Annotated in this window: 25 protein-coding genes and 1 tRNA gene; 17 read left to right on the top strand and 9 right to left on the bottom strand. The window is 37.4% G+C overall.

Features of this window, described 5'->3' with window-relative positions:
* Nucleotides 1-153 precede the first annotated feature (153 nt).
* Both P3L37_RS07895 and nfo read left to right on the top strand, forming a co-directional pair.
* The gene (locus tag P3L37_RS07895; protein WP_110731994.1) at nt 154-1,233 is read left to right on the top strand and encodes a YeiH family protein; all 1,080 of its coding nucleotides are present in this window, start codon (nt 154-156) and stop codon (nt 1,231-1,233) included.
* Between the two features lie 100 nt (nt 1,234-1,333).
* Nucleotides 1,334-2,179 (top strand): deoxyribonuclease IV, encoded by an 846-nt coding sequence (gene nfo, locus P3L37_RS07890; RefSeq protein WP_110731995.1) that lies wholly within the window; start codon nt 1,334-1,336, stop codon nt 2,177-2,179.
* 72 nt (nt 2,180-2,251) lie between these two features.
* Here nfo and fruK read toward each other — a convergent pair whose 3' ends face one another.
* Nucleotides 2,252-3,187 (bottom strand): 1-phosphofructokinase, encoded by a 936-nt coding sequence (gene fruK, locus P3L37_RS07885; RefSeq protein WP_004253135.1) that lies wholly within the window; start codon nt 3,185-3,187, stop codon nt 2,252-2,254.
* 164 nt (nt 3,188-3,351) lie between these two features.
* On the opposite strand from fruK, the gene P3L37_RS07880 reads away from it, so the two are divergent.
* The 3 genes from P3L37_RS07880 to yeiP all read left to right on the top strand — a co-directional run bounded on the left by P3L37_RS07880 (nt 3,352) and on the right by yeiP (nt 5,920).
* Entirely contained in the window at nt 3,352-3,789 is a 438-nt protein-coding gene (locus tag P3L37_RS07880; RefSeq protein WP_004911901.1) for a nucleotide triphosphate diphosphatase NUDT15, read from the top strand.
* A gap of 161 nt (nt 3,790-3,950) precedes the next feature.
* Complete coding sequence (gene mtr, locus P3L37_RS07875) at nt 3,951-5,195, top strand: tryptophan permease (RefSeq protein ID WP_109911582.1); 1,245 nt, start codon at nt 3,951-3,953, stop codon at nt 5,193-5,195.
* Between the two features lie 152 nt (nt 5,196-5,347).
* The gene (yeiP, locus tag P3L37_RS07870; protein ID WP_004911909.1) at nt 5,348-5,920 is read left to right on the top strand and encodes an elongation factor P-like protein YeiP; all 573 of its coding nucleotides are present in this window, start codon (nt 5,348-5,350) and stop codon (nt 5,918-5,920) included.
* Between the two features lie 137 nt (nt 5,921-6,057).
* On the opposite strand, the gene P3L37_RS07865 is transcribed toward yeiP, so the two are convergent.
* Nucleotides 6,058-6,402, bottom strand: a complete 345-nt coding sequence (locus P3L37_RS07865; RefSeq protein ID WP_004911913.1) for a hypothetical protein — start codon at nt 6,400-6,402, stop codon at nt 6,058-6,060.
* A gap of 338 nt (nt 6,403-6,740) precedes the next feature.
* Here P3L37_RS07865 and P3L37_RS07860 point away from each other — a divergent pair, with 338 nt between their 5' ends.
* On the top strand, nt 6,741-7,340 hold the full coding sequence (locus P3L37_RS07860) for a YrbL family protein (protein WP_109911631.1): 600 nt from the start codon (nt 6,741-6,743) through the stop codon (nt 7,338-7,340).
* Nucleotides 7,341-8,090: 750 nt separating this feature from the next.
* Entirely contained in the window at nt 8,091-8,675 is a 585-nt protein-coding gene (gene mepS / locus P3L37_RS07855) for a bifunctional murein DD-endopeptidase/murein LD-carboxypeptidase (RefSeq protein ID WP_004911920.1), read from the top strand.
* 252 nt (nt 8,676-8,927) lie between these two features.
* On the opposite strand, the gene P3L37_RS07850 is transcribed toward mepS, so the two are convergent.
* The 3 genes from P3L37_RS07850 to rsuA all read right to left on the bottom strand — a co-directional run bounded on the left by P3L37_RS07850 (nt 8,928) and on the right by rsuA (nt 11,795).
* A complete protein-coding gene (locus P3L37_RS07850) occupies nt 8,928-9,269 on the bottom strand; it encodes a hypothetical protein (RefSeq protein WP_004260080.1) in 342 nt (113 codons plus the stop codon).
* Nucleotides 9,270-9,884: 615 nt separating this feature from the next.
* Nucleotides 9,885-11,069 (bottom strand): Bcr/CflA family multidrug efflux MFS transporter, encoded by a 1,185-nt coding sequence (locus P3L37_RS07845; RefSeq protein ID WP_109911581.1) that lies wholly within the window; start codon nt 11,067-11,069, stop codon nt 9,885-9,887.
* Between the two features lie 3 nt (nt 11,070-11,072).
* Entirely contained in the window at nt 11,073-11,795 is a 723-nt protein-coding gene (rsuA, locus tag P3L37_RS07840) for a 16S rRNA pseudouridine(516) synthase RsuA (RefSeq protein ID WP_109911580.1), read from the bottom strand.
* 223 nt (nt 11,796-12,018) lie between these two features.
* On the opposite strand from rsuA, the gene P3L37_RS07835 reads away from it, so the two are divergent.
* Together P3L37_RS07835 and rplY are read left to right on the top strand one after the other, a co-directional pair.
* Nucleotides 12,019-13,776: a DEAD/DEAH box helicase gene (locus P3L37_RS07835; RefSeq protein WP_272667355.1), complete on the top strand. Its 1,758-nt coding sequence runs from the start codon at nt 12,019-12,021 to the stop codon at nt 13,774-13,776.
* 166 nt (nt 13,777-13,942) lie between these two features.
* Nucleotides 13,943-14,224, top strand: a complete 282-nt coding sequence (gene rplY, locus P3L37_RS07830) for a 50S ribosomal protein L25 (protein WP_004260060.1) — start codon at nt 13,943-13,945, stop codon at nt 14,222-14,224.
* A gap of 96 nt (nt 14,225-14,320) precedes the next feature.
* Here the strand turns inward: rplY and yejK are convergent, their stop codons facing one another.
* Nucleotides 14,321-15,322: a nucleoid-associated protein YejK gene (gene yejK, locus P3L37_RS07825; RefSeq protein ID WP_004911936.1), complete on the bottom strand. Its 1,002-nt coding sequence runs from the start codon at nt 15,320-15,322 to the stop codon at nt 14,321-14,323.
* 242 nt (nt 15,323-15,564) lie between these two features.
* Between yejK and P3L37_RS07820 the strand changes: the two genes are divergently transcribed.
* The 4 genes from P3L37_RS07820 (at nt 15,565) to P3L37_RS07805 (ending at nt 18,376) form a co-directional block, all read left to right on the top strand.
* Nucleotides 15,565-15,792 carry a YejL family protein gene (locus tag P3L37_RS07820; protein ID WP_004911940.1) on the top strand — a complete coding sequence of 76 codons (228 nt, stop codon included), beginning with the start codon at nt 15,565-15,567 and terminating at the stop codon, nt 15,790-15,792.
* Nucleotides 15,793-15,813: 21 nt separating this feature from the next.
* Nucleotides 15,814-17,529, top strand: a complete 1,716-nt coding sequence (yejM, locus tag P3L37_RS07815) for an LPS biosynthesis-modulating metalloenzyme YejM (protein WP_109911578.1) — start codon at nt 15,814-15,816, stop codon at nt 17,527-17,529.
* A gap of 73 nt (nt 17,530-17,602) precedes the next feature.
* A tRNA-Pro gene (locus P3L37_RS07810) sits at nt 17,603-17,679 on the top strand.
* A gap of 277 nt (nt 17,680-17,956) precedes the next feature.
* Nucleotides 17,957-18,376: a GNAT family N-acetyltransferase gene (locus tag P3L37_RS07805; RefSeq protein WP_109911577.1), complete on the top strand. Its 420-nt coding sequence runs from the start codon at nt 17,957-17,959 to the stop codon at nt 18,374-18,376.
* 18 nt (nt 18,377-18,394) lie between these two features.
* Here P3L37_RS07805 and P3L37_RS07800 read toward each other — a convergent pair whose 3' ends face one another.
* A complete protein-coding gene (locus P3L37_RS07800) occupies nt 18,395-18,928 on the bottom strand; it encodes a GNAT family N-acetyltransferase (protein WP_109911576.1) in 534 nt (177 codons plus the stop codon).
* Nucleotides 18,929-19,148: 220 nt separating this feature from the next.
* Here P3L37_RS07800 and P3L37_RS07795 point away from each other — a divergent pair, with 220 nt between their 5' ends.
* The gene (locus tag P3L37_RS07795; RefSeq protein ID WP_004912115.1) at nt 19,149-19,409 is read left to right on the top strand and encodes a DinI-like family protein; all 261 of its coding nucleotides are present in this window, start codon (nt 19,149-19,151) and stop codon (nt 19,407-19,409) included.
* A 190-nt stretch (nt 19,410-19,599) separates the two neighbouring features.
* Here P3L37_RS07795 and P3L37_RS07790 read toward each other — a convergent pair whose 3' ends face one another.
* Nucleotides 19,600-19,842 (bottom strand): hypothetical protein, encoded by a 243-nt coding sequence (locus tag P3L37_RS07790; RefSeq protein ID WP_109911575.1) that lies wholly within the window; start codon nt 19,840-19,842, stop codon nt 19,600-19,602.
* Nucleotides 19,843-20,014: 172 nt separating this feature from the next.
* On the opposite strand from P3L37_RS07790, the gene P3L37_RS07785 reads away from it, so the two are divergent.
* From P3L37_RS07785 to P3L37_RS07775, 3 genes are all read left to right on the top strand, one after another.
* Nucleotides 20,015-20,689, top strand: coding sequence for a response regulator (locus P3L37_RS07785; protein WP_004912118.1), 675 nt, complete (start codon nt 20,015-20,017; stop codon nt 20,687-20,689).
* Nucleotides 20,679-22,040 (top strand): sensor histidine kinase, encoded by a 1,362-nt coding sequence (locus P3L37_RS07780; RefSeq protein ID WP_272667354.1) that lies wholly within the window; start codon nt 20,679-20,681, stop codon nt 22,038-22,040. The genes P3L37_RS07785 and P3L37_RS07780 overlap by 11 nt, the downstream gene beginning before the upstream one ends.
* 96 nt (nt 22,041-22,136) lie before the next feature.
* The gene (locus P3L37_RS07775) at nt 22,137-22,712 is read left to right on the top strand and encodes a cysteine hydrolase family protein (protein ID WP_004912122.1); all 576 of its coding nucleotides are present in this window, start codon (nt 22,137-22,139) and stop codon (nt 22,710-22,712) included.
* Between the two features lie 20 nt (nt 22,713-22,732).
* Here P3L37_RS07775 and P3L37_RS07770 read toward each other — a convergent pair whose 3' ends face one another.
* Nucleotides 22,733-23,575: a D-amino-acid transaminase gene (locus P3L37_RS07770; protein ID WP_272667384.1), complete on the bottom strand. Its 843-nt coding sequence runs from the start codon at nt 23,573-23,575 to the stop codon at nt 22,733-22,735.
* Between the last annotated feature and the right edge of the window lie 139 nt (nt 23,576-23,714).

Raw genomic sequence — 23,714 nt, 5'->3', positions numbered from 1 at the left:
AATGTTAATATTAACGATTTATTCGCAATATTCCAGAAGAAACTTATAATCTATTTTGGTGGTAGATTATATAAAGATAATCAATTTAAATTATTATTACTTTTGTTATATCCTTATTACTAAATCTTATAAGCGGTAATAAAGAGTATTATCATGAATAAAAGTGACACCAACACCCTTGAGCAGAATAGCCTAAACCCTATATTTAAACTCATACCAGGTATTATTCTAGCGGGTATTCTAACTGCTATTGCAATTTACCTCGGTGACCAACCCTGGTTTATGGATATTGGTTTAGGTGCATTAACTCTCGCAATATTATTAGGAATTATTGTCGGGAATACTTTTTACCCCGTAGCCAGTCAATCTTGTGATGCTGGCATTAAATTTGCCAAACACTATTTTTTACGTGCCGGGATTATTTTGTATGGCTTTCGCCTTACTTTTCAACAGATCACTGACGTAGGCGCTACTGGTGTAATTATTGATGCTTTAACATTAACATCGACATTTTTATTAGCGTATTGGCTAGGCAAAAAAGTGTTCGGTCTTGATGAAGAAACAACATTATTAATTGGTGCTGGCAGTAGTATCTGTGGCGCAGCCGCGGTCATGGCAACTGAGCCTGTCGTTAAAGCATCCGCAAGTAAAGTCGCTGTTGCCGTTTCAACCGTTGTTATCTTTGGTACGATTTGTATCTTTGTTTACCCTTGGATTTACCAATTAAACGCGCACTTTGGTTGGTTTCCGGCAACAGAAGAAACCTTTGGAATTTACATTGGTTCAACGGTACATGAAGTTGCGCAGGTTGTTGCAGCAGGCCATACGATTGGTACAGACGCAGAAAATGCCTCTGTCATTGCCAAAATGATCCGTGTCATGATGCTTGCGCCATTTTTAATTATTTTATCTGCGTTTTTAAGCCGTAAAACGGCCGCTAACCAAACAACAAAGACCCAAAAAAGTAAAATTACTATTCCTTGGTTTGCTGTATTTTTTATTGTTGTCGCAGGTTTTAATTCACTCAATTTGCTGCCACAAGCATTAGTACAGCAAGTTATTGCTTTGGATACTATTTTACTTGCTATGGCAATGGTTGCTTTAGGGTTGACTACCCATGTTAGCGCTATTCGCCAAGCGGGGATTAAACCATTGCTAATGGCGTTGATACTGTTTGTTTGGTTGATAGTTGGCGGGTTCTTAATTAACTTACTGATTCAAAACATTTTTTAATCTACATTCTCCTCGTTTTTAGCCACCTTAACCGGTGGCTTTTTTGTTGATTTCATTTATTCGCTTATTAATGGCATACTCCAATAAAAAGGAGTCAAAAATGAAATATATTGGAGCACATGTCAGCGCCTCTGGTGGTGTTGACCAAGCCGTTATTCGTGCACATGAAATCAACGCAACCGCTTTTGCATTGTTCACAAAAAATCAGCGTCAGTGGAAAGCTGCGCCACTGAGCGAAGAAGTGATTAAAAAATTTAAAGATAACTGCAAAAAATATGGATACGGTAAACACCAGATCCTGCCCCATGACAGCTATTTAATCAATTTAGGTCATCCTGAATTTGAAGCTCTAGAAAAATCTCGGGTCGCTTTTATCGATGAAATGCAGCGCTGTGAGCAATTAGGTATTGATTTACTTAATTTCCACCCAGGTAGTCATTTAAACAAAATTGAAATTGACGACTGTTTAGCGCGGATTGCTGAATCTATTAATATCGCGCTTGCTGAAACCGAGGGAGTGATTGCTGTCATTGAAAATACGGCAGGGCAAGGTACTAACTTAGGTTTTGACTTTACACATCTCGCAAAAATTATTGATGGGGTAAAAGATAAAAGCCGTGTAGGTGTGTGTATCGATACTTGTCATGCTTTTGCCGCAGGTTATGACCTACGCACTGCCGAAGATTGTGACAAAACATTTGGCCAATTTGCTGAGATTGTCGGGTTTGAATTTCTAAAAGGAATGCACCTTAATGATGCGAAAAGTGAATTTGCCAGCCGTGTCGACCGCCACCATAGTTTAGGTGAAGGGAATATTGGTTTTGCACCATTTACTTACATTATGCAAGATAACCGCTTCGATGGTATCCCTTTGATTTTAGAAACCGTAAACCCCGATATTTGGCCACAAGAAATTGCGTGGTTAAAAGCACAACAAAATAATTAGCGATTTAGCCTACTTTCTAATAACAAAAACCCCCGCATTTATCATATGGGGGTTTTATTTGAACTGAATGACCTATAACGATTTCATTTCAATTTTTGCCATCATATCCGCTAATTTATTTCTATTTTTTAAGCCGACATCTGGCTGGGAAACTGAGAGTGCAGAAATTGCAGTCGCCATACGTAAGGTATGCTCACTAGACTCACCATTAAGTAACCCATAAGCTAGCCCTGCCACCATCGAGTCACCAGCCCCAACCGTGCTTATCACTTCACAATGTGGTGGTTTAGCTAGCCAAGAACCTGACGCATTAACCCACAGAGCTCCTTCTTCCCCTAGCGATATGACAACATGGGAAATGCCTTTGTCTCTTAATTCATGCGCTGCAGCTACGACATCTTGTAAGTCTGGCAGTTTTCGACCAACCCAGCTTTCTAGCTCATGACGATTAGGTTTTACTAGCCATGGTGACGCTTTTAAACCTGCCTTTAAGGCTTCTCGACTGCTATCAAAAATAATACATGGGCATAATTGGCGAAGGCGAGTCATCCAACGAGTAAATTCTTCTGGATCAATACCACTTGGCAAACTTCCGCTGACCACAACCATATCAAAATGGCCAAGCCAATTGAGTGATTCTGTCGAGAAACGGTTCCAGTCTTCTTTGCTGACCTCAAAACCTGAAAAGTTGAAATCAGTCGATTCTCCATTGTTTTCAGTGAGTTTTACGTTAATTCGTGTTCGTCCTGGCACCATACTAAAGCGGTTAGCCATGCCATTTTCACTGAAAAAATGTTGGAATTCTTCTTGGTTATCCTTTCCCATAAAACCACTAACAGTGATATCAATACCTAAGTCACGGAGTACTTTTGCGACATTGACCCCTTTACCACCCGCATTGAGGCTAGCGGTTTTGACTAAATTGACTTCCCCCACTTCGATAGTAGAGCATAAGCCCACAAGGTCGTAAGCAGGATTTAATGTAATTGTAGCAACCCGGCGAGTCATAACCACTAATCTCCCTTATCATGATTATCGTGTCTTTAAATTTAAGTATAGTTATAACATTAAAGCATATTGTTTTCAGTGATATTTGTACTTTTTCCTGCTTGTTTTTCTACAAGATTATGTCAGGATCAGCGCGCTGAAAAATAAAATAATAAGGAGAATATATGTCTGAGCCTGCTTACGTCGTCGTTGGTGTCGGTGTGCTAATCACTAACAAGTATGGGCAAATTTTGATAGGTAAACGCAGTAGTAAACATGCGCCCTATTGGTCCATTTTCGGCGGACATGTCGACCCCGGTGAATCTTTTGAAACCTGTGCAATTCGCGAAATAAAAGAAGAGATAGGTATTGATATCCAAGCCCCCACTGTTTTTGGCATCAGCAATAATTTACAAACTCACCAACAAGAAGGTAAACACACCGTTTCTGTTTGCATGCATGTTGAATATGACGGTGATGTTGAGCCTCAAATTATGGAACCAGATAAATGTGAAAGCTTAATGTGGGTTTCACCAGACAAACTCCCAGAACCGCATTTTGAGGCTAGTCGCAACGCGGTTGACCTCTGGCTAACACAACGTTTCTATCGCCAAAACGCCTAATTAATCGTAAGCGTACAAACATTCTCGCGTTGTACGTTTATTATCCATCCCTTTCTAATTACTCATTTTTCCCTGTTTTATTCTATTTACTATATTTACAATACTTCATGCTTGCCGTATCATTTAGCTAGTACAGTGAAACAATATATTTAGGAGCCACCATGGCTATTGATGGAACAACACAACAAAAAAATCCTTCTATATTAGGAGGTGCTATGATCATTGCCGGTACCGCAGTGGGTGCTGGTATGTTTTCTATTCCTATGGTGACTTCTGGCGTATGGTTCACAGGCTCCGTCATACTGTTGATTTATACCTTTATTTGCATGTTACTTTCTGGGTTAATGATTTTAGAAGCCAATATGAATTACCCTGCGGGCGCTAGTTTCCATACGATGGTTAAAGATTTGTTGGGTTCGACATGGAATTCAATTAATAGTTTATCCGTCACCTTTGTGCTTTACATACTTACTTATGCCTATATTTCTGCGGGTAGCTCTATCATCGCAGCGAATTTGTCAGAAAAAATACAGATACCTCAAGCAGGTGCTGGCTTTATTTTTGCCTTCATAGTGGCTTTTTTTGTGTGGCTTTCTACGCGTGCTGTCGATAGGTTAAGCACTATTTTAATTGGTGGAATGGTAATCACCTTTATTATGTCAATCGGTGGAATGGTTTCAACTGCATCTCCAGCTATCTTATTTAACCAAACTGAACAAGGTGAAAGCCAGTATCTTCCATATGCCTTAGCCGCATTACCTTATTTATTAACTTCATTTGGTTATCACGGTAATGTGCCAGGATTAGTAAAATATTATAATAAAGATAGCCGCAGTGTTGTTAAGAGCCTCGTCTATGGCGCAACCATTACCGTGGTTATCTATATTTTGTGGCAGTATGCGATTCAAGGAAATATTCCAAGAACTTCATTTATTGAAATCAGAGAAAATGGTAATAATATTGATGCATTACTGACCCAAATGAATATTTCCACCCAAAGCAGTTTTATTTCTCAGTTTTTGAACCTGTTCTCCTATATGGCTTTAGCGAGTTCTTTCTTAGGTGTATCTTTAGGGCTATTTGATTTTATCGCTGATTTTTTCAAATTTGAAGATAACAAATTTGGCCGCCTTAAATCCATATTAGTCACCTTTTTACCACCAACAGTACTCGCTTTAATTTTTCCTAATGGGTTTATTTATGCGATTGGTTTTGCAGGGTTAGCAGCGACTATTTGGGCTGTTATTGTCCCTGCCCTGATGGCGAAAGCAAGTCGTAAACGCTACCCTAACAACAGTTATAAAGCACCAGGAGGGAGCTTTATCATTGGCTTCGTGATCCTCTTTGGATTAATTAATGCGGTCGCTCATTTATTATCGCTATCTGGTTTACTTCCTATCTATTAACCATTCGAGTATGAATATAACCTACGGGTTATATTCATACTGATATTTATCTAAAAATTTTTCACTGAAAATTGACTTCAGCATCTTGCCTAATTCCTTATCTGCGAGTAATTTTGTCGCACTCTTTTTGACAACCCTAAAGAAGGTTATTTATGGCCAAGGCCAACGAAATTAAACGTGGTTTAGCAATTAACTACAATGGTAAACTATTACTTGTAAAAGACATTGATATTCAAGCACCTAGCGCTCGTGGTGCAAGTACGCTATATAAAATGCGCTTTACTGATATCAAAACTGGCCAGAAAGTTGAAGAGCGTTTCAAAGGCGATGATATTTTAGAAACCATTTCGCTAACACGCCGTGGAGTGAGTTTTTCTTATATTGATGGTGATGAATATGTCTTCATGGACAATGAAGATTACACTCCTTACATTTTCAAAAAAGCGGATATTGAAGAAGAATTACTTTTTATTCCTGAAGAAGGGTTACCAGGAATGCAAGTATTAACAATGGATGGACAAGTTCTTGCATTAGAGCTACCACAAACGGTTGATATGGTGATTGTTGAAACAACACCTGCAATTAAAGGCGCATCAGCAAGCGCACGGACTAAACCCGCAACCATGGCTACAGGACTAACAGTCCAAGTCCCTGAATATTTAACCAGCGGAGAAAAAATTCGTATTCATATCGCCGAGCGTCGTTATATGGGCCGTTGTGACTAATTTTTGTTTTTAATTTGATAGAAACAATTTTTTATATGCCTATGAAGTTACTGTTCATAGGCATATGTCATTAAAATTAAACATTGCATACCCTTCTCATATTAGTTTGCTACATTCAATTCTTATTCAACTCAAGATTAATCGTATTTTATTGTATAAATACCTAAGGTTTTATCTTTATTAATCCAATTAAATTGTTGAGTACCTTTTTGATTCGGAAGCAACATTTCTTTATTTTTTAATTTACGAATATCTGCAGATGCAGTTTCCAATTTACCATTATCATTCCAGCATTTAGTTTCAACTTTATTAGCATTCGCTTCGACAACACAAGGTGATGCAACTATGGCACCAGTAAATCGAATAACGCCTGTACTACTGCGTTTCGTCTCACTATTTTCTGACGCAACGATTGAAAAACTTGTGCTTAATGCTGTTACTGCCAGAAAAGTCATGACCATTTTTTTTACTGAGCTATTCATAATGAAATCCCCTTTTAAAATTATGTTATCGTCACTTTCTGTAATTTATTTACAGTTAAAGTATTTAATTTGGCTGAATTGCCTGAGGACGACATACTAATTCCAAAGGGATATTAATAATTTCATTTATGGTCGTAGTTTTTTATTTTTTGTTTTAATTATTTATCAAAACAAAATAAAGGACTTACATCACACTTAATTAACCACACAAAATGCAACACTTTATAAATAATATCTATTAGCATTAGCCCTATAATTTATGAAAATCGTCGCAACGCCACTTAAGGCTCATGTGTACATCAAAAACTTTAGAATCGTTAAAGATAGTGTTAATCATCATGCATAAGAATTTAAATAAAAAAATCGCATTACCCTCTATCAATTTGATCGCATCAGGCCGACAGCGTGCTTGTTATCAGCATCCTGAATATGATGACCTATGTGTAAAAGTTCATTTAAGTGGAAGAGATGATAAAGAAACATTAAGAGAGGTTCGCTATTATAAGCGTCTATATAAAAAAAACTTCACAATAAAAACAATTTCTCATTACTATGGAACCCAGCAAACTGATCGCGGATTAGGATATGTATTCCAATTAATCAAAGATAAAACTGGAAATGTTTCACATACTTTAGATTACTACCTAAAAAACAAACAACTTTTTTTAAAACATAAAAAAAATATGAAAATTGCTTATGAGCAATTTAAAAAGAATATTTATAAAGAGGCTATCGCCACGATGGCACTTAAGACTTACAACATTGTTTACCAATTAGGTTATAAACCTCACGGCCAATTTCTGATTATTGATAACCTTGGGTCATCTAACTTCATTCCCATGGATTATTTTTCAGCTAGAATTGCTCGTGCTACCCTCAATCGCCGGTTTAATGATTTCGAGCAACGGCTTTATCGTGACTACAATATCAAGATATAGCACATACACTGATGGTTCACCTACATTATTACCGTTTGGTGGTCGACATAAATTACCTCTCACTCGCCAGTATCTATTTCATAAAGAAAATCCGAACAACAAAACCCCCTGATAAACATACAGTGAATTGACTTTCTTCATTATTCTTTGTTTGTCTTTTATTCTAACCATCCTTTTTAAAGTCTACTAAGCTATTCGTTTTACTCACAAATAAGCCGTCATTAGATATAAATTTAAACTTCTTTACATTTCAAACTTAAAAAGCACATATTTATGTAATTACACTGAGATAATAACCAAGAAAATGTGATTTAGATCATATTTCATTGACTGCAATTACCTGTGTTATAAGTAAAGATCCTTCATTGTAGACAGTTATCACATAAACCAATGGCAAATAGGCACTTTTATCTAATGTTTTGTAAATTTCACCTCTATTAACTCGCCATTTTGCTTTTGTTTATGTATGCTCTTAAAGGTTTGATTTGGGATTATTGCGATACCAAATCTTTTATGTAAAAAATGTAAAGAATGTCTTAGTAAATTTAGTCGATATTGATATATATCCTATACTCAATAAGTCATTAAATATGACTAGTACATTCGAAATTTAGTAGTGCTGCGATAAACACTTTCTGCGAAAAACACAGTTTTGGCATCTATAATGCGTTTTTCACAGGGATAAGTTTAGTTTTTTGTGTCTTTTTACACAATAAAGTACTAAAAAAATGGTAAGGGATATATATAAGAATGCTAACTCCTGAAAAACTTAAGCGCTATGCTTGGCGCATTGTTCCGGCAATTGCAATCGCCGTAACTCTCACAGCATGTACCAACCCAAAGTCTGCTAAAAACACACAATATACTGCCAAATCAGATGCACGTATGCTAAATGGTTCTGCTGGCGACTCCTTGACGATGGCATCTCAAGATGAATTCGAAGAATTAGTACAAAGTGTTGATACTAAATCTAAAATAATGGATCAATACGCAAGCTGGAAAGGCGTGGCTTATCGTCTTGGCGGTACAACAAAGAAAGGTGTTGATTGTTCAAGTTTCGTACAACGCACATTCTTTGAACAATTTGGTGTTGAACTCCCTCGTACCACTTCTGAACAAGAATCCTCAGGCAAAAGCGTAAAACGTAATAACCTAAAAGTCGGTGATATTGTTTTATTTAAAACAGGCCGAACTATGAAGCATGTTGGTATCTATATTGGCGACCAAAAATTTGTTCATGCGTCAACCAGTAGTGGTGTTATCGTTTCTGAAATGACTAACTCCTACTGGAGCAAAAGATATTATGCCGGTAGACGTATTATTAATGGCTCATAAGTTTTTTTAACATTCTATATCCCCCTTCCAATAAAAAAGCTTCCATACAATGGAAGCTTTTTTATTGGAAATCTTTATTAACTAAATTTAGTATAGCTATTTGATTCTTTTTGATAAAAATAGCTTAAATACCAAACCCACCTCACGATAACGCTCATTCAAAAACAAGTTATAAAACATAGCTGAACTAAACTTGTAACTAAAATAATAATGAATCATCGAGCCAATATAACCAAGCAAATATACTCAAAACTAAGCACTATAAAAGCCAGAAGACAGTTCTGCAATCGCGACGCCAGAAGCTTTTAAGCGACACATAGCAGCTAGCTCATCATTAGCATGAATGAATAGGCAAATTTCTTTTTGCCACTCTAAGATTGCGTTAGCGATCTGCATATCTGACAATGATTCAGACAATTGCTGCATTGCAATACAATCTGTCGCACAGTCATGGCTAAGTAGCTTCAGCCCCACAAGCTTATCGCTATCGGCATCATTCATAGGCACGACTTCAACATCCGTACCTATTTTGCCTGATAACCAGCGGTAGCTTTGCGGTAGCCTGTGCACCACCGAAAGACCTAATTTTTCCACAAAGATATCCTATTGAAACATTTTAGTATTTTGCCAAGTACTGATACTTACATTCTTACTTGACCTAACACGGGCTTAAGCCAATCATTCATCGTTCAAACCGAACTTTTAGTCATCCAAAAAGTAACATGAATGTTAAATGTCGAACTTTAAATATAACATTAAAAAAACAAAATGTCGTTAAATTTTTGTGACACAAATCATTGCACATTCATTTTAGTAGTAAATATATTAAAATTTAAACTAATTTTGATCTCTAAGCTCAACATCTCACTCAAAACACTTAACTTTTTTTTACATTTATGAAATGAAAATAGTAAAAAACAGTTTGTTTTTGAAGTTAAACCAAATTTTTATTAATGAATAATGTTGCAATAAGCATTAATTCATAAAACATAAATTTAACAAATTTAGCTCGAATGATAATTGATTTAGATCATTTTTCATTAAGGATTTTAATACCCCTACATTACTACTCGCTTTTATCGAGCAATGTTACTTTATCTCTAATAGATAAAATGAATGATCTAGGGAAGTAACTAGAAAATATTCTATTTTAAAGAAAGGGGAATTGTGTGTTCTCAGTTTCATCCATGAAACTTGAAAACATATGGTTTACTTTGCTTTTTTCGCTAATAGAACAAATAACATTGATAATGCTACACAAGCAACCATAGAACCAACCATTGGCCATGCGCTCTGAGCGGGTATGAGTGATAATAAAGTCCCAACGAGTGCGCCAATTGAAAACCTTATTGTTCCTGCCAATGAAGAGACGGTTCCGGCAATATGTGGATAATTATCCAAGATCACTGCCATTGCATTAGAAGTAATCATCGCTATGCCACTAACATAGATTGCAACACCGATAACCAATGTCCAAAAATCTAATGCAAATGCCGTTGTAACAAGCAACCACACGCCCATCACAAATTGGATAATGATGCCAAAGTAAAGCATTTTTTCTGCGCCAAAATGCCTTACATAGCGGCTATTTATTGTCGTCATAATAAACAGGAAGATAATGTTGATACCAAAATAGTAGCCAAAATTCTGTGGAGACACCCCATTCAAATCGATATAGACAAAAGCACCTGCATTTAAGAACGAAAACATCCCGGCAAAAGAGAATGAACTCGCTAATATGTAGAACAGAACCTGTCTTGCTCTAAATAAAGTCGCAAATTGCCTTAATGTTGTACCAATATGAAACTTTTGCCTTTTAGCAACGGGCAATGTTTCCCGCACAAAACAGCTCACTAAAATAACGGCAACAACCGCTGCAATGGCGATACTCCAGAAAATGGCATGCCATGAAAACCAACGCATTAGTTCTCCCCCTAAAATAGGGGCTAATAACGGTGCCACCGTCATCACTAATACAACAAAAGACATACTTCTTGAGAATTCATCACGAGTAAACATATCTCGCATAAGTGCGTTAATCACAACACTTGCAGCTGCAGCGGCAAAACCATGTAAAAAACGTAACCAAATCAGTGAATCAATCGATTCAGTGATAGCGCAAGCCGCTGAAGCGATGGCAAAAACGACAACTCCACCCAAAATAACAGGTTTACGCCCAATGCTATCAGCCATAGGACCATAAAATAATTGCCCTATAGCAAAACCAAAAATGTAGCTATTGAGCGTCATTTGAATGCGCCCTTCATCTACATTAAAATAATGCATCATCGTCGGAAAGCTTGGTAGGTACATGTCGATAGCCAATGGCATTAGCATCGATAATAAACCGAGAATTAATATCAGCCCCAAATAGGATGAACGCTGCTGTTGCACTCTTTAAACTCCTGCTGTTTTTTTACGTGGTACATTAATGCTGTTGATCTCTTCTTCCGTCAGTGGGCGGTATTCTCCTGGCTCAAGAGCATCATCGAGCCAAATTTCCCCAACACGTTCACGGTGTAACCCACAAACGTGGTTTCCTACCGCTGCAAACATACGTTTTACTTGATGATAACGCCCTTCGCTAATCGTCAGCCTGACATCTCTAGGGCTAATAATTTCCAGTTTCGCTGGTTTAGTTGGATGTTTTTCCCCATTGAGCATAACGCCCTGAGCAAACTTCTCAGCAACATCTTGAGCAATATCATCACTCAATTGAACTCGGTACGTTTTTTCACAATGATGCTTGGGTGAAGTAATGCGATGTGACCATTGGCCATCGTCCGTCAATAATACAAGGCCGGTTGTATCGATATCTAAACGCCCTGCTGAATGCAGTTTTTGTGCAAGAGGCTCATCAATAAAAAAAAGAATTGTTGGATGTGTTGGGTCATCTGTTGAGCAAATATAGCCTTGTGGTTTATGTAACATAAAATAACGCGGCCCAGTAACTTGTACGAGGACATTGCCATCATAAGCGACTTCATGGTCAATCGTAACTTGAAAAGCCCCTGATTTAACGATTTCATCATCAACCGTTACAAGCCCTGCGCGCAGTTCTCGCGCTACCAAACTTCGGCTTATCCCTAATTGCTGGGACAAAAATTTATCCAGTCGCATAGATTCTCTTAACTTGATGGAATGCCAGTGAAGCGTACAATAACGCTCAACTGTCAGAATATAGAGTGAAAGGTTGTTGTGATTGTTATCACATAATTCATTATAACAATAACCCTTGTGAAGTGATAGTTTCACCGAAACAACTCACATCTTTAGACAGAGTCATCGTTTTAAATTAAATTTAACGTCATTCACCTGATTTAATTACATAATGCTGAATAATATGCCTTTTGTTTTACGCCCATACCAACAAGAAGCTGTCGATGCGACGGTTGATTATTTCCGTAAACAGACTCACCCTGCCGTAATTGTCTTGCCAACTGGAGCAGGTAAAAGCTTAGTGATCGCTGAATTGGCGCGGCTTGCTCGTGGCCGAGTGCTGGTATTAGCACATGTAAAAGAATTAGTTGAGCAGAATCATGCTAAGTACCTCACATATGGCCTACAAGCCGATATATTTGCCGCAGGTCTAAATCGAAAAGAATCTCAAAGCAAAGTCGTGTTTGGTAGCGTGCAATCTGTTGCTCGAAACCTTAAAGCCTTTGATGCACATTTTTCGTTAGTGATTATTGATGAGTGTCACCGTATAAGTTTGAATGATAAAAGCCAATACCAACAAATCATCCAGGCTTTACAGTCCAATAACCCTTCATTACGTATTTTAGGATTAACCGCCACGCCCTACCGTCTCAACAGTGGTTGGATTTACCAATACCATTACCATGGTATGGTACGTGGCGATGAAAATTGTTTTTTCCGTGAGTGTATTTATGAACTACCTCTACATTATATGATTAAAAACAAATTCTTAGTACCACCTGAACGCTTAGATATGCCTGTTCTCCAATATGATTTTAGCCAAGTTTCACTGACATCATCAGGTATTTTTAATGAACAAGAGCTTAATCTGTCATTAAAAAAGCAGCAACGCATTACCCCTAAAATTATTGAGCAAGTTATTGAATATGCAGCACCATTACAAGGCTGTATGATTTTTGCAGCAACGGTTGAGCACGCAAAAGAAATTTTGGGCAATTTACCCCAAAACAGTGCGGCATTAGTGACAGCTGAAACCCCTGCTGCTGATAGGCAAGCAATTATTAACCAATTTAAAAACAAAGAATTACACTATCTCGTTAACGTTTCAGTATTAACAACTGGGTTTGATGCGCCTCATGTTGATGTGATTGCGATTTTACGACCCACAGAGTCAGTCAGCTTATACCAACAAATTGTTGGCCGAGGATTACGCCTATCCGAAGGAAAAACCCGCTGTTTAATCTTAGATTATGCCGGTAATCCACATGATTTGTTTCGGCCTGAAGTGGGTTCTAGTAGACCCAACTCAACCAGTGTTCCCGTGCAAGTTTTTTGTCCATTGTGCCAATTTGCGAATATTTTTTGGGGTAAATGTACCTCTGATGGGCAAATTATTGAACATTACGGCCGGCGCTGCCAAGGCTGGGAAGAGGATGAAAATAGGCAGAAAAAACAATGTGAATTTCGTTTTCGCTTCAAGCAATGTCCACATTGCGGTGCAGAAAATGATATTGCTGCTCGTCGCTGCCAAAAATGCCAAGAGGTGCTTACCGACCCTGACGATATGCTAAAAGCCGCATTAAAACTTAAAGATGCATTAATCATTCGTTGCGGTGGTATGCAATTCATTACTGGAAGTGATTCCAAAGGTGAATGGATTAAAATAAATTATTTTGATGAAGACGGAACTAGCGTTTCTGAACGTTTTCGCTTAGCGACGCCCGCACAAAAACGCGTATTCGAATATCGTTTTTTACGAGAGCATCAGCGTGCTCCGGGTGTTCCATTTAAATGGAATAGTGCAAATGATATATTATTGCAGCAATCTTTATTACGTTATCCTCAATTTATTGTTGCACGCAAAAAAGAGCGTTTTTGGGAAATTAGAGAGAAAATCTTCGATTATCAAGGGCGTTTTCGCGTTGCAGATTCTCTATCATAAAGCGAAAACGATCATAATGATTGCTGGATGATGGATTTTTCGTTAAAATGCCGCCCGCCTTCCGATATCTTGTTCGCTGAATGAAGTATCCATAGGCCAAATCTCGAACCTGCTGCTGGGTCGCCTGTAGCAGGAATTTATATTTTCTTTTTATAGAGAAATAGTAATGTTAACTATCAATGCAATTGAACGTAAAGAGCAGGGTAAGGGTGCGAGCCGCCGCCTGCGCAGAGATAACCAGCTTCCAGCTATCGTTTACGGTGGCAACCAAGAAGCTATCTCTGTAACTCTTAACCACGATGAAATCATCAACCAAGAAAGCAAAGCAGAATTTTACGAAGTTCTGAACCTGGTTATCGATGGTAAAGAAACAAAAGTAAAAGTTCAGGCTGTTCAACGTCACCCATTTAAGCCAAAAGTGACGCACATTGACTTCCTGCGCGCTTAATTAAAGCCCACAGCCGAGCTTTAGAATTTTCGGGACGCCGAGTAAATAACGCCGCAATTGCGGCGTTATTTATTTCTACCGATTCAACGCCACAGCCTATTTAGCCCCCCGGCGTTGTAACTGGTCACGCAAATTAGGTGGTGTACCGCGAATGGTCAACGTATCAGTGACAGGGTCCCAAAAGATACGCTCTCCCATAAGCATCGCATCAAAGCTAATCGTGATCCCTCCGCCACTCCCTGAGAACTTCGTTAATTGCTTCAACGTTCCTCTATCGGCAGGGAAACTTTCTTCGAGTTGATAATCATTTTGGCGAGCGAAATCATCGAAGCTTTGTTCTTCAACCATTGGCAGCTCTTTTGCCAGCGCCTGTAACTCAATTTCCTCTCCAGACTGTAATTGTTCTGTACAATAACTATGCACTTGCTGGCGATAAGCTTGACGTGTGTTTTTGTCCATTTGTGCATTATCACAAAAATCGTCAAGTGCCTGTACCAAGCCTTTATTCTGAACTTTTGCATTTAATCCCTCTGATGCAGCCAAAAAGTCCATAAAGAAATCAGATACTTTTCGCCCTACTCTACCTTTTAAGAAAGTTAAATAGCGTTTTGATTCAGGATTGGTCTCCCATTCCGTTAAATCAATACGAGCGACAATATCTGCATGAGGAATATCTAAATAATGTGTGGTGCCTAAATCCAATGATTCCGTGACAAACATGCTGTCACAACTATTGAGCACCGCAATTAATAAATATTCGACCGCGAGGTAACGGTATTGACAAAAGAGAACCACGCCCCCTTCAGCAAAAGGATATTTGGCTAATTCATCTTTCAAGCGAACGGTCATCGCACGGCTGAACCCTAAAAACTCTTCCTCGCCTTTACGCAATAACTTTAACGCATCGGCAAGTTCACTTTCTTCGTTAAATTCGCCAAATGCTTTACTTTTTGCACTATAGACGCGGTGTAACTCTGCCATCATGTCTTGTACGACACCATCTGCTGTCAATAAAGAATCCCGCAACATCACCTCTAGGGTTTGCTCATCTCTTTTAATTAACTGGTGTAAAGCTATCTGGTTAATTTCCAGACTCATTGTTGGCTCCTTCGTTATAGCGAAAATAATGTTGCGCGTATTCAAACATTGATATTATTCCTCTGCAACAGAAACCATCATTTGTTCTATTTTCAGCCTAATTACGCTGAACTAATACGCACTTTACGAATCTGAATTAGCATTATTATCACTTAAACAAAAATTTGTTGCGAAGAAAGAAGAAAAACCAGCTGTGATACGCTATGATATGTAGCTTTCATTAATTTAGGATGTCTCAATTTATGCCACAATCATCTCGCTATAGTGATGAAAAAGTTGAAGGTTTACTTTCTGACCTCGTGAGCGTGTTAGAAAAAAACCACACCCCTGTTGACCTTTCCCTCATGGTGTTAGGTAATATGGTAACGAATCTGCTGAATACGTCGGTTGCGCCTGCGCAACGTAAAATGATTGCAGAATCATTCGCAAATGCATTACTTTCTTCTGTTAAAGAAGATCAATCACACTAATTGATTAATGAAATAAACAGTATGGTCACCCACCTGCGCTACCGTGACAAAGTCTCTAACATGATTGGTTGGGGGCACTGGTTTGCACTATTCAATATACTGCTTAGCCTCGTGTTAAGTAGTAGCTATCTGTTTATTTTTGATTGGCCAGATACCCTAACTGGCCGAATTTATGCTTTCGTCAGTTGGATTGGTCACTTTAGTTTTGTGGTCTTTGCGACTTACTTACTAATTGTTTTTCCACTGACCTTTATTGTTATGTCTCAGCGGCTGCTGAGGGTACTTTGTGTTGCCCTTGCAACGGCTGGTACAACGCTATTAATTTTTGATATCCGTGTTTTTAGCCAATTTGGTTTGCATTTAACACCACAAGTTTGGGACTTGGTCATCAACCCAACTAAGGGTGAGATGGCTCGTGAATGGCAACTGATGTTTATCAGCATTCCGATTATCTTTCTTGTTGAAATGTTATTTGCGACTTGGAGTTGGCAAAAATTACGTAGTTTAAATCGCCAAACATTTGGCAAACCGCTTGCGGGTATTTTTATTGTGACCTTTATTATGTCACACCTGATGTATGCATGGGCCGATGCTAATTTTTATCGCCCTATCACCATGCAACGCTACAATTATCCATTGTCACAACCCATGACAGCCCGCAAGCTCCTTGATAGATATGGCCTGTTAGACTTAACTGAACATCAAAACCGTGTATTCCAGCAAGGTAGCCCAACAGCACTTAAATTAAACTACCCATTGAAACCTTTAAGTTATTATGACCAAGGCGCCGATTACAACTTATTATTGTTGGTCATTGATGATCTTGGAGACAAATCTCAACAAGATTCTATGGGTGCGTTAAACGAATTTAAAGAAATCAGTACACAGTTTACGAATCACTACACTGCCGGTCTACGTAACGATACCGCGCTATTTGGCTTATTCTATGGTATTTCATCAACTTATTTCGATAATATTCTCAATGGTCGCCATCCATCAGCGCTAATCGAAGCCTTACAGCATCAAGGATATCAGTTTGGTTTATTCTCAACAGATGGCTTTAATTCTCCATTATTCAGGCAAGCTATTTTAGCGGATTACTCATTACCTGCAAAAACTGCAGATAATGACAACTTAACAGTGACACAATGGAGTAACTGGCTAGATAGCCTTAAGAATGACTCTCCTTGGTTCTCTTTCCTCAATATTAAAGGAACACCTGGAAGCGCGAAAACCAATGAACAAATCAATCGCGTGATGTCTGTATTACAGCGTGATAATCGCTTGCAAAACACCATTGTTGTTGTGACCGCAAATTACAATAACCAAGGAAAAGCAGAAAACGAGTGGTTAGATGGCAAACGCTTCAATCGTAATAATATGCAAGTGCCACTATTCATTTATTGGCCAAACACACCAGCGCAGCAAATAGATAAGCTAACTAGTCATCAAGATGTCATGACAACATTGATGCAGCGTTTACTACATGTCAGTAATCCACCCGATGATTACAGCCAAGGTGAGGATTTATTTAGTGTTAAACGTACTTACCCATGGGTGATCACCGGTGATAACGACGATGTTGTCATTACCACAGATAATGCCACCCTCTACATGGATCAAAATGGTCAGTTTAATATCTATGATAAACAAGGTGCTATAGAACGAAATGAAAAACCTGACTTGGCTGAGTTGTTGAAGATCTTTACTGAGTTAAAACGCTTTAATGAAAATTAGTGTTTAAATATCAACCAGTCGCATCTTCAGTCTATTGCTTTTAGAAGTAAAATGAGTAGTATTAATCAAAGTTCGGCATGTAGCGCAGCTTGGTAGCGCACCGTCATGGGGTGTCGGGGGTCGTAGGTTCAAATCCTATCATGCCGACCAAAATTCCCTAAGAAAACCAACCTATTACGGTTGGTTTTTTTGTGTGTGTGATTTTAAAAAGGTAAAATGGTGGTAAAACTGGTGTAAAACCCCGACATGGTTATACTAACTTTAACCAACTGCTTATACAGTCCAAAATACTCTCAATTCAATTGATAGATAGGTATACATGCCTATTTAAGCGCTACTTATTCATATTAATCTTTTACCTAAACCAATCCTATGCTGTAATATTTTCAAATTAAGACATTTAGCATTGATAAACAACTGATTGATAATGAAAACTAACTTTAGAGCCGCAACACTAATTGATATAAATGCTATATTTTCCATAGATACCATTGCGACGACAGAACGCTATGAAGACATTACCCAATGGCTCGAACAAGAAATATGTTATGTACTGGAAGCCAACAACGAAATATTGGCGTATGGTGTTCTACATTATTATTTCTATTCCCATGCTTTTATAGAGTTATTAATGGTAAATAAAAACCATCGTCGGCAAGGCCTTGGACTCACCTTAATTAATAAACTAAAAATGCAGAGTAAAACCCCAAAAATTTTTACATCTACAAACCAATCGAATACAGCCACTCAACAACTCTTAATAAAAGCTGGCTTTATTCCTAGTGGATACATTGAAAATTTAGATGATAATGATCCCGAACTTATCTATTGCTATATATCTGATTAAAACCATCTAAATGGTGAACTATAATAGCGCTTTATTCATCACAACCGTTTGCAAGGTGTGATTAAATTGCTGATACACCTCTTGAGCTATCACTTCTGGATAGCTTAATACCCTAAGCTCATGCGGCTTATTTTCTGGGTAATAACTTGGATGTGCGTGAGCGTATTCAGTTTGTTGAAAACCGCAATGTTGATAAAAAGACCAACGTTTTTGGCTAACTTCATCAATAATGGGGTCTATTTCTAGAATCACTTTACCAACATCATGACAAAACAGTTTTAATACCTTTTGCCCATAACCTTGCCCTCTTAATATGGGGGAAATAGCAAGATGCTCAATGTAATAATAATCTTCGATTTTCCAACAACCAATGAAACCAATAAAAGTGTCATTCTCTTTGAAATTGAGCAAATAATAATCGCTATGATTTAATATTGCCTCTCTTCCTTGGTAGCTTCTTTGTTCATATAATGGAAAAGCTGTGTCATACAACTGGTTAATCATTGCTATCGCTTCGCTATCTTCACTTGAAACTCTTAAAGCATGTAACATTTAATCAAAACTCACCTTATAAAAAATATTTTCTAGCATACCTATTTTAAATTTTCTGACAATTATTTATCGTGCACTCATAATATTAACCTGTTGTTTTATCTTGCTATTATTTTTTCACTCCATTCGCTGATAAAAATATTTGTAGCTCTATATTGACTTTTTTACCTAATAGTTCTAAAAATACTGTATATTAATACAGTCTTTGCTAGAGGCTATCATGTTACGTATCGAAGTATTATTTGATAAGAACGCTCCACAAAAACCGAGTTCAATTGTTTTGCAAGCACTTGAAACTGAGATTTTACGCAAACTTCAAAACCAATATCCAGATATGATAACGCGGGTTGGGTTTAGCTCACAACAACGCGTTAACATCTCTGGAACTAAAATAACGGAAGATAAAATTCGTATTGAAGAGATACTGGAAGAAATATGGATGGATGATGGTTGGATCCCAGAAGAAACAACGGTGGATTAACCTAATACTTAAAGGAATGTTTACCCATTGTGTAACATTCCTTTTTCTTTTACTAAAAGTCGTAATTAAACCCAGCCTCATCAACAAAAACACTTCTACTTGCAGGAGAATAAAAGCAAGACAATACGTTGATTATTAAAGAAACTACTTATTTAATAATTTCTCATATCTAAATTTTACTCGTTGTTAATTAATAGATTTTATGCCTAAGAAAAGCTTTAATTTCTTTCACTGGATTTAATTTTTTATTTCCTTCACGAGTTATTCTAACTTGTGAAATACAGCTATCAACATTCACGCAAGTAGAAACTTCATTTAGCGTTAGAGTTGATAAGTTTACTGAGGGTGAATTATTGAAATCTTTCCCCATAAAGATTAAAGCAAATACGATTGCTACTATAAATAATGGCACCTCATAAAATACTTGTTTCATTATCAATGCTCTTATTGTTTGAGTGATGAAATGATAATAAACAATCTATTTCTTTGTACCTTAAAAATGAGTTAAACCAACCTTAAGATATGCTTAAATCTGATTCAAACTTGAACTATGCATATTGTCTGACACTCACTGCCTGCTTATACTTGTTCATAGAGGTGATAATATGAATATCCTATTAGTCGAAGATGATCTTCAGTTGGGAAAGGCACTATGTCGAGGGCTGGAATTGGCAGGCTTTAGTCCTTGTTGGGTAAGGCTACTTGCAGACGCAAAATTACAACTTGCATCCCGTAATTTTGACTTAATGCTCTTAGATTTAGGCTTGCCTGATGGCGATGGCCATGAAGAACTCATTACTTGGCGTAATATGGGGGAAACTATCCCAATAATTATTCTTACAGCAAGAAACCAAATGGATAACCTAGTCTCTAGTTTAGACTCAGGTGCAGATGATTTTTTAACGAAGCCATTCGCTATGCCTGAGCTTATTTCTCGAGTAAAAGCGGTTAGCCGCCGTATGGCTGGTTTTTCATCTGAAATATGGCAACTAGGTAACCTGCAATTAAATCCTCTTAATCACCAAGTGACCCTTAATGAACAATTGCTATTGCTCTCCGGGAAAGAATATTTATTACTCTATGAATTAATAAGAAATGCGGATAATGTTGTCAGAAAAACAGATTTAGAACAGCGTCTATTCGGGTTAGACGATGTGGAAAGTAACTCTTTAGAGGTTCATATTCATAATTTACGCCGAAAAATAGGTAAAGAGCGTATAATTACTATCCGTGGTATTGGTTATTTATTAAAAAAAGAAGCACCACTAAGTGAAAGTTAAATCATTTTTTATTTATACATTCGGACTACAAATTAGTTCAGTTATTTTTCTTTGGCTGTTATTAGTTGGTTGGCTACAATTTTTTTATTGGCCTTCAATTCATGATGAATTAAATGAACAACAGAACGTCATCACTCAAGGGTTTGCTAAAACACTTGATGTGGTTGCTGATAAGCCAGAATATTTCAATAAAATTGCTGATAATCTACAAGAACTTTATTCTACGGCGATGGAAAGTGGCGACGATATTAGTTATCGACCGTTTATGATTGTTAGAGATAAAGAAGGAAATGTCTATTATCGAAACAGTGACAAGCTACACGTTCCATCGCTGAAATCCGTTTCTGAGCTCGCTGTATTACATAAAGACTGGCACTTTACGTCTGCATGGAATGACAAAAATACCTTTGAAGTTGTGATTGCCGAATCTTATAGTGACCGTAAATCTTTATTAGGTAGCCCAGCCGAAGGCACCGCCATCCCCCTCGCTTTTATTTTGGCTATTATGCTGTTAGCGATTTTAATTACTGCTTACTTTAGCCTACGGCCTTTAAGGCAATCTGCAAAACTAATTTCTAGCCGCCAGCCGGGTAAATTAACGCCAATAGAAACGAAAGAACAATATAAAGAAATTAGACCTATCATTGCGGCAATCAATAACCTTATGTCTCGTGTTGATGCTGCAAATCAACGCGAAAAGCGTTTCATGGCAGATGCCGCACATGAATTACGAACACCGATTGCAGCTGTCATAGCTCAATTACATTTATTAATGCAAATTGATAATCCCAAAGAAAAAGAAGAAATTATTAATGATATGCAAGAGACTTTAAATCGAGCAGCTTCTCTATCACATCAATTAATTGACTTAGCACGCTTAGAAACTGAAGATTTTTTATTAAATAAAGAGCAAATTGATCTTCCTGTATTAATCAGTCACTTAATATCCTCACATATACCTTACGCCATTAACAAAGACATTGATGTCGAACTACAAAGCCCAAAATCTTTTTATATCCTCACTGATAAACTTGCACTGAGTAATATTTTTACCAATTTGATAGAAAACGCGATTAAATACTGCCCAGAAAAAGGGAAAATAAAAGTTATTTTAAAAGACCTGACTCCATTTGGTGGAACTATTTCCGTTCAAGATAATGGCCGAGGAATTCCAGAAGAAAGCCGTCAACTTATATTTTCTCGTTTTTATCGAGTACCTGGAACAATGGAAACCGGAAGCGGTTTAGGTTTATCTATCGCCCAAAATTTAGCCCATAAAATCGGTGCTGTAATTAGAGTTACTGATGGATTAGACAATCGAGGCATTGGTTTTATTATTGACTTACCCTAAATCTAATTATGTTATTGAGTTAACAGCATTCACTATTTTTTCTAGCTAGAATACACCTTTTATAAGTTATTATACGTACACTTAAAAGAGGCAATAATGTCCAAGGCATTAGTTATTATTGATCTCATTGAAGAGATAATTGGTAAAAATGGCTTATCTAATTCAAGCTATCAACAGACTTGCTCTCGCAAAATTGTTGAAAAAGCCAATCAAGCAGCACAATATGCAAGAAGTCATCATATCCCAGTTATTTGGGTTAAAGTTGGGTTTTCAGACAATTACCACGATGTTCCTGCTGGCTCCCCAATGTTTCAGCAAGCCAAAAGCCTTGGTGCCTTAAAATTAAGTGGTAATGGGTGTAATTGGGCTCATGACCTTGAAGTGGCATTTCGTGACCCTGTTATGATTAAAAAAGGGGTTTCTGCATTTGCAGGAAACCATTTCCATAAATGGCTTACCGAAAATGGCATTACAGAATTGTTTATTGGCGGAGTTAGTACCGTAAAAGCCATTGAAAGTACGGCTCGGCAGGCTCATGACTTAGGGTATTATGTCACTGTACTTGAAGATTTATGTGCCGCTCCAACGCCAGAACTCCACCAGCAAAGTATTCAGGCATTGGATGGAATGGTAACGGTTTCTTCCGTTAAAGAATTTATGCAATTAAAATAACACTTAGGTATCTCATGAGATTATTTTAATTTTTGCAAGTATATCTCCCGTAGCCGGGTAGCAAGTTTCCCCGGCTTACCTTCCCCAATTAATTGGTTATTCACCATAATAACTGACCAAACTAATGTCGTTGCAGAAGTAATAAAAACTTCTTTTACTTCTAACATTTCATCAATGCTAAATGACTTTTCAACAATGTCTATTTCTTGCTCCCGAGCAAGCTGTAAAATTGCTTGGCGAGTAATACCTGGCAATATCTTATTACTTAGCCCTCGTGTTTGTATTTGGTTCTGAGGGTTAATAATAAAACAATTACTGGAACTTCCTTCCGTAACATAGCCATTTTTAACAAAAATAGCGTCATCTGCACCTTGTTGCTTAGCGTATTCTTTCGCCATAGAAGCCGCTAATAAGGCGACTGTTTTAATATCACAACGTTGCCAACGAATATCATCGACAGTGATGACTTTTATTCCATATTTAGACTTTTCATTTTCAACAATCTTCGTCTTTTGTGTAAATAAGACCAATGTTGGCTTCGTTTTATTATCAGGATATAAAAAATTGCGTTGTTTTGCATTACCACGAGTCAATTGTAAATATACAAGCCCTTCCTCTATATTATTTTGTAGAACTAATTGAAGATGAATTTGCTTTAATTCTGCTAAATCGTAAGGTAATGATAGCTGTAATTCAGCACAAGAACGCTGCAAACGAGCCATATGATGTTCAAAGTCAACTAGCTTACCGTTAATTACTGCTGTCACTTCATATACTGCATCAGCAAATAAAAAACCACGGTCAAAAACAGATACTGATGCTTCTTCTACAGGTAAAAACTGGCCATTCACATAAGCAATCATGCGCTGTATTCCTTTATCAATCAAATCATTACCTAACCTCTAATTAACCATACACCATATTATAAAAATTACCTTTCAATTCTTCACATTTTTGTAGTCATTTATAGATTTTCATCCGTCTTATCGGAGTATCTTTCAA

It is taken from the genome of Providencia sp. PROV114 (assembly GCF_032704305.1).
Taxonomy (GTDB): Bacteria; Pseudomonadota; Gammaproteobacteria; order Enterobacterales; family Enterobacteriaceae; genus Providencia; species Providencia rettgeri.
The sequence above is the reverse complement of the archived record's forward strand: the minus strand, read 5'-3'. Positions and strand labels throughout refer to the sequence as shown.